Origin of the sequence: Amycolatopsis sp. SID8362 (assembly GCF_010550475.1) — a bacterium.
GTDB classification, from domain to species: domain Bacteria; phylum Actinomycetota; class Actinomycetes; order Mycobacteriales; family Pseudonocardiaceae; genus Amycolatopsis; species Amycolatopsis eburnea.
The window spans coordinates 1-2,100 of the sequence record NZ_JAAGNB010000214.1 but is presented as its reverse complement, the minus strand read 5'-3'; the positions used below and the strand labels follow the sequence as shown (position 1 = coordinate 2,100).

The 2,100-nt window shown below is 74.3% G+C and carries 3 protein-coding genes; 2 read left to right on the top strand and 1 reads right to left on the bottom strand.

The features are described from left to right. Nucleotides 1-471 (top strand): hypothetical protein (locus G3I65_RS07520; protein WP_203612311.1); only part of this gene is annotated, 471 nt, incomplete at its 5' end. Nucleotides 472-591: 120 nt separating this feature from the next. On the opposite strand, the gene G3I65_RS07515 is transcribed toward G3I65_RS07520, so the two are convergent. Further along, nucleotides 592-1,086, bottom strand: coding sequence for a hypothetical protein (locus G3I65_RS07515; protein ID WP_160695439.1), 495 nt, complete (start codon nucleotides 1,084-1,086; stop codon nucleotides 592-594). Between the two features lie 147 nt (nucleotides 1,087-1,233). Between G3I65_RS07515 and G3I65_RS07510 the strand changes: the two genes are divergently transcribed. Then, a complete protein-coding gene (locus tag G3I65_RS07510) occupies nucleotides 1,234-1,713 on the top strand; it encodes an RDD family protein (protein WP_160695438.1) in 480 nt (159 codons plus the stop codon). The last annotated feature ends 387 nt before the right edge of the window (nucleotides 1,714-2,100 follow it).

Here is a 2,100-nt window from a genome sequence, read left to right as displayed (position 1 = left end):
GTCGCCGCGGCCGCCGTGACCGGCGCGCTGCCCCTCCCCGGCGGCCACTCGCCGGCGTCCCCCGCGGCTTCCACCCACGCACAGGCCCCCGCCGACCCGTCGGACGTGGCCAAGACCCACGCGCCCGACGGGAGCCGGCCGGCGGACCAGCCGTCGCCGTCACCGTCCCTGGTGGGGCTGTGCCACGCCTACAGCGCCGGTGACAAGTCCGAGCACGGCAAGGCGCTGGAAAGCCCCGCGTTCGCCGCGCTGATCACCGCCGCCGGCGGCAAGGACGGCGTCGACGGCTACTGCGACACCGTGCTCAAGGAAGAAGCCTCGAAGCCGGGGCACTCGACCGCTTCGCCGGGACAGCCCACGAACCCGGGCAACTCGGACAACGGCAAGGATCACGGGACGGTGCCCACGCACCCGACCGGCGCGCCCGAGACGCACCCGTCCGGACCGCCGGCCACGCGTCCCTCGCACTGAGCGATCCGGCCACGGACCAGCGGCGATTCCTTCCCCTCCCCCTGAGGGATCGCCGCTTCCCGGACGGGCGGCGGCCACGACCCCTATCACCGGCCGCCGCCCGTCCGTCCACGAACCGCGTCAGTTCTGGACGGCGACGAGGTAGACGGTGCTGTCGGGCGTGGTGTTCTCCACCATGACCCGGCGCCGGGCGTCGCTGGTCCCGGCGACGTCGCCGGCCTTGTCCGGGTGCCAGGTACCGCTGCCCGGGACGTCGCTGTCGGAGACGGTGCGCTTGCCCGGGGTGGGAGCGGTGAACCCGCTGTCGGTGAGGAACCGCCCCACGGTGGTCGCGGGCATCCGGATCTGGGCGAAGGTGCGTGACTCCAGCCCGCCGGAGAGGGTGGTGCGGGCCGCGGAGAGCAGGAGCGACCCGGCCGGCAGCCGGATCCCGGTGTTGGCCTCCAGCTCCGCCGGCGACTGGGCCGCCGTGTTGTCGGGCAGGAACCGGGATTCGGCCGGTGCCGCGCAGCCGGCCACGACGAGGAAGCTTCCCGCGACGAGCACGCTCCACTTCGGACCGCGCCGCACCGGACCCGGCTCGGGTGACTGCGAAGTGGCGGGGTTCTCGGGCATGTGCGGGATCGTGTCACGTCCGCGGCCGGGGTGAGCGCGGTTCGGCGGAACCCGGACGCACCACCGGTTTTCGGTGGGTCGTTAGCGGACGGTAAATCTTCGTGGACCCGCCAACGCCGCGACGGGAACCGCGACATCATGCTCGCCGTGCACACTCCACCGCCCGCCGCGTCCGCTCCGCCGCGCGAAACATTCGTCCTCCGTGTCGTCCGGCGCCGGGACCTCGCCCGGCTGCGGCGATCCGGCCCGCCCGCCGGGGTTCCGCTGCCGCCGACGCACGCCAGTGGACGGGATCCGCGTTATCCGTCGCCGCACGCGTCGCGGGAGTTGCTCGGGGCGCTGCTGGAGTTCGCCGCGCACGTCGTCGTGGCGGTGATCGCCGCCGTCGTCGTGCAGCGGACGCCCGCGGCCACCCCGACGACGGTGACGTTGACCCTGATCGGGGTCTTCCTGGCGGCGTCGTTCGTGGACCGGGTGCTCGTGCAACGGCTCTTCGCCGCCTCGCTCGGCAAGGCGGTGCTGGGGCTGCGCGTCATCCGGTACGACACCGGGGGCGGGCCGACGTTGTGGCCGCTGGTCAAGCAGTGGCTGTTCGGGTTCGTGGTCATCTTCAGCTTCTTCGGCTGAGGCGGGCCGGCCGCCCGTCGGCGGGTGAGCCAAGACCGGCCGTCCGCCACTCGCGGTCGACGACCCGGAATACGGGGACGGGCGCGACCGCGATGGCGGTGCACAGCACGCAGCACGGGTAGGCGGATACGCCGGGCCTGGCCGCGCCGCTCCCGTCGTTCCGGCGGTTGCTCGAGCCCGGGCTTCGCGCGGCCGCCGCGGGCGGCGACCGAGCCCGGACCGCCGCCGGCGCGGAACCCGCTGAGGCGGGCCGGCCGCCCGTCGGCGGGTGAGTAGGCTCCTCGCCGGCAACGGTGGAGGGGGAACTTCGGTGTCGCGATTCGTCAGGCCCGTGTTGTGGACGTTCGGGGCGCTCGCCGCCGGGGGACTCGTGTTCGGCGTGCTGCT

What these genes read in the sequence shown, in the direction of transcription:
- G3I65_RS07515 (WP_160695439.1), bottom strand. Translation starts at nt 1,086, where the DNA reads ATGCCCGAGAACCCCGCCACTTCGCAGTCACCCGAGCCGGGTCCGGTG.